The 2,394-nt window shown below is 46.4% G+C and carries 3 protein-coding genes; all 3 read right to left on the bottom strand.

The window, feature by feature from the left end:
* Positions 1-102: 102 nt before the first annotated feature.
* The 3 genes from MKMG_RS11275 to MKMG_RS11265 all read right to left on the bottom strand — a co-directional run bounded on the left by MKMG_RS11275 (position 103) and on the right by MKMG_RS11265 (position 2,046).
* Complete coding sequence (locus MKMG_RS11275; protein WP_165078039.1) at positions 103-309, bottom strand: hypothetical protein; 207 nt, start codon at positions 307-309, stop codon at positions 103-105.
* A gap of 31 nt (positions 310-340) precedes the next feature.
* Positions 341-493 (bottom strand): hypothetical protein, encoded by a 153-nt coding sequence (locus MKMG_RS11270; RefSeq protein WP_165078037.1) that lies wholly within the window; start codon positions 491-493, stop codon positions 341-343.
* 416 nt (positions 494-909) lie between these two features.
* Positions 910-2,046 (bottom strand): PD40 domain-containing protein, encoded by a 1,137-nt coding sequence (locus MKMG_RS11265; RefSeq protein ID WP_165078035.1) that lies wholly within the window; start codon positions 2,044-2,046, stop codon positions 910-912.
* Positions 2,047-2,394: the final 348 nt, after the last annotated feature.

The raw sequence follows: 2,394 nt of genomic DNA, 5'->3' as shown, positions 1-2,394 counted from the left end.
ATTGGGCTCAATCTGATCTGTTCTTGGTGTTGTCTGCATTTTTGTCGATTCAAACATCACCAAGAACACATTTATTTCTTCTCAACTGGCAAAGTCAGGTTATTAATCTTTGATTTTGCGCAATTGCAGACCAAAATAAATAAATGACAGTGTCATAACCGAGGCATACATTGCTCCAACTAAAAGCCTTGGATCAGGTTCTATCCAAATTTTAATTGAAGAAATGACCAACCACAGTGGTAAAAAAGCAAGAACTATTACCGGCAGCGATGCGGCTCTTAGAATTTCATCCGTTTTTTCATCTTTCATAAAAATAATTCCAAAAAAATGTTTTTCCGGGTCAATAACCCGCTCCGGTAACACTTAAGCTGATATCGTAGTCATAGCTCGATCCTTTAGCTTCAGCCGCACTAACCGGCATAGCAAGAACTGCCCCTGCCACAAGAATCATGACAAGCAAAATGCCTGTCTTTTTAAAACTGATTTTTTTCATTTTTTCTTTACCTTTCTTTAGTTATTTTGTTTTTTTTCCAAAAGGGCCGTTTTAATCTGGATTGGTGTCTCCAGAGACTGCACGGATTCTTCCTTAAGGTTCTTTCATCTTTCAGAAGGCAAAAAGGCGAAGCTTTCAGGTAATGCTAAGATCAACACAATTTTGCCTCCGGGCACGCGAGGGGTTCAGCCGTTCCTGGTCGGTTCAGGTGAACCCCGTGCAACATCTTTTCGATACCGCATACCAGACTGTTGACTTTGTTTTATTAATGGTTTATGCGCCGATCGCTTACACGTCATACCACGCGAAAGTGTTGAGGCAAACAGCGTGTTGCATCACTATTGTCAGGGAGGTGTGAACAGTGAGTTAGAGAAGTAATCCTTCTTTTCAGACAAACGATTTTAATCCGTTCCAGCCTACTCCCGCCTTCGTGAAGAAAGGCCAATTGTCACGATGCCGGTTACCGCGATAATGAGACTGGAAACAGGGTCACCACCGGCTGTTGCAGGACTCTCCAGAGGAATGACATACACCTCTTCTTCATCACTTACAGCCAGATTCTTCCCATCAGGCGACCACTGCACCGTAAAAAGATTCAGATATCCCGGAGCAAGTCCGACAGGACTGGAACCGTTGCTGTTCATAATAAACAGGGATGAAGGGGCTCTGGACTGTGAGAGAAATGCAATTCCATCGCCGTCAGGAGAAAAAACCGGCGAGAAATCTATGTTGCCGGACGTCAGCTGCTGTTTATGGTCTCCGTCGGCGTTTATGGTCCACAGGGCAGATGAAAATTGTGTCGCATTGGTGGCTAACGCGATGGCATTGTATGTGATACTGCTCCCATCCGGGGACCAGTCAAACGTGCCGACATTTTCTCCAACATATGTAATGCGTCTCTTCTCCGAACCATCATCCCGCATGATCCGGACTTCATTCCCTTCCGACCGGAAGAAGAGGAATGCGATTTCATCACTGTGAGGTCGCCACGCAGGCTGCCGGGCGTTACCCGATGTGGTAAGTCTCTGTTTTTCGCCGCCGTCAGCGTTCATCACCCAGATATCGGCCTCCCGGCGTATTTTTGAAAAGTTGACGTTTCCTAATTCATTTCCCTGTCCATCTGTTGTCATATCCCGGATATCTTCATTTTCATACCAGCAGGAAGTGTATGCGATCCGATCACCCTGTGGGCTCCATACGGCTCCGTATCCCGACGGACCATGCAGCCAGGGAACGATGTGTGCCCCGGTTGTCAACTGATTTTTGCCGTTTCCATCCGGGTTCATTGACCACAGGTCGTATGTACCGGATCTGTCGGAGATGAAGAGAAGTTTTTGCCCGTTTGGGGACCATGGATTCGATAAGAAAAAATCTGCAGATGCGTTGGATGTCAGCTGTTTTTTCTCCGACCCGTCCGCATCCATCACCCGGATGTCGGTATTTCCTGAGTCAGCATCAAACGACAGAAAGACAATCCGGTCACCGTCCGGGGACCAGAAAGGATTTGATGCTTTATCCGGGCCAAAGGTCAGCGGTTGAATCTCCGCCTCCACTATACCAGCGAACAAAGAAAGAATGATTACAGAAATAAAAAGATAGGATCGGATTTGCATTTATTCACCCCAGACAATATTCATAGATGCCGGTATACTCTTATCCTGTGCAGCATTGGAATCAAATTGATGCCATATTCCGGGATTACTTGCCGACACCCCACCCATACTCACTAGGAGCACGGAAAGTGCTCGCATTCCTTTTTTCAGTTTCATACATTTCCCTCCGTTTTCCATATCCCAGGAGGAAAAAAGGCGAAGCTTTCAAGTAATGTTAAGGCCAACACAGTTTTGCCTCCGGGCACGCGTGGGGTTCAACCATTCTTAATCTGTTCGGGTGAACCCCGT

Origin of the sequence: Methanogenium sp. MK-MG (assembly GCF_009914725.1) — an archaeon.
In the GTDB taxonomy this organism is placed as follows: Archaea; Halobacteriota; Methanomicrobia; order Methanomicrobiales; family Methanomicrobiaceae; genus Methanogenium.
The sequence above is the reverse complement of the archived record's forward strand: the minus strand, read 5'-3'. Positions and strand labels throughout refer to the sequence as shown.

Coding starts and splice junctions, on each gene's coding strand:
- MKMG_RS11275 (WP_165078039.1), bottom strand. CDS start 309: ATGAAAGATGAAAAAACGGATGAAATTCTAAGAGCCGCATCGCTGCCG.
- MKMG_RS11270 (WP_165078037.1), bottom strand. CDS start 493: ATGAAAAAAATCAGTTTTAAAAAGACAGGCATTTTGCTTGTCATGATT.